Source organism: Clostridium tarantellae (genome assembly GCF_009295725.1).
GTDB lineage: Bacteria > Bacillota > Clostridia > Clostridiales > Clostridiaceae > Sarcina > Sarcina tarantellae.
The window spans coordinates 1-950 of the sequence record NZ_WHJC01000554.1 but is presented as its reverse complement, the minus strand read 5'-3'; the positions used below and the strand labels follow the sequence as shown (position 1 = coordinate 950).

The 950-nt window shown below is 21.1% G+C and carries 2 protein-coding genes; one reads left to right on the top strand and one right to left on the bottom strand.

Features of this window, described 5'->3' with window-relative positions; all coding sequences use genetic code 11:
- On the bottom strand, positions 1-300 hold a 300-nt coding region (locus GBZ86_RS16300; RefSeq protein WP_170272310.1), incomplete at its 3' end, for a DUF4883 family protein.
- A gap of 116 nt (positions 301-416) precedes the next feature.
- Between GBZ86_RS16300 and GBZ86_RS16295 the strand changes: the two genes are divergently transcribed.
- On the top strand, positions 417-857 hold the full coding sequence (locus GBZ86_RS16295; protein WP_152892410.1) for a hypothetical protein: 441 nt from the start codon (positions 417-419) through the stop codon (positions 855-857).
- Positions 858-950 lie beyond the last annotated feature (93 nt).

Here is a 950-nt window from a genome sequence, read left to right as displayed (position 1 = left end):
ATATAATTTGTATAAAGGCTTAGTTGGTAAAGCTAAAGGTTCATTAAAAAAATATTCTTTTTTTAAATTAGAAATCATATCAAGAATTAATTTATTATCTTCTTTATCCACTATTTTTTCACTATAAACATTAGTATCTAAAATAGATATAGAAAAATCCGAATTATCTATAGTATTAAATAATAAATTAGTATAGTACGTATTTGAAGGCTTTTTATTATTTAATTGAGAAATTTTAAAGCATGATATAAAGTTAATTGAAAAAAAAATAAGGATAAATGTTAATAATTTTTTAATCATAAGATTCACCTCCTATGATAATTTATGAATGTAAAGTAAATAATAGAACTTTTAATAAAATGAAGGAATATATTTATATTATACAGACTTTAAGCTATAAACAAAGGGAGAAAGTCATGAGATACGCGATAGATATTATGGATGAATCTATAAAGAAAGAAATAATAAGTGAATTGATTTCATTAGGGCATGTAGTAATAGATTGTTCTGATAAAGATTCAATGTCATTAGGTGAAAATTTATATAAAAAAGTTTTATTATCTAATAGTATAAAGCCCACATATTTTATTAGATTTAAAGAGGATTTAGGAGATAAAGATAAAATAGAATTTTATGGAGATGAATCTGTTTTAACTAATATATTATCTTTGGATTTAGAAGAAATAGTAAATAATTTAAAACTAGAACAGATATGTATAAAAAGTGGAAAAGAATTATATTTAATAAAAAATTTATATGCTATTTGCATAATTGTTAGGTTAGTTACTAAGGAATCATGTATAAAAAAAGATTTTATATCATCTATATTAAAAAATTTAATAAAAAGCTTAAAATAAAATATGTAAATCCACTATTTAAATAAATAGTGGCAGGCTGTCGACAAAGTCGACAGCCTTTCCATTTTCTTATAAAATAATATTGGGTGATAA

What these genes read in the sequence shown, in the direction of transcription:
- GBZ86_RS16295 (WP_152892410.1), top strand. Translation starts at nt 417, where the DNA reads ATGAGATACGCGATAGATATTATGGATGAATCTATAAAGAAAGAAATA.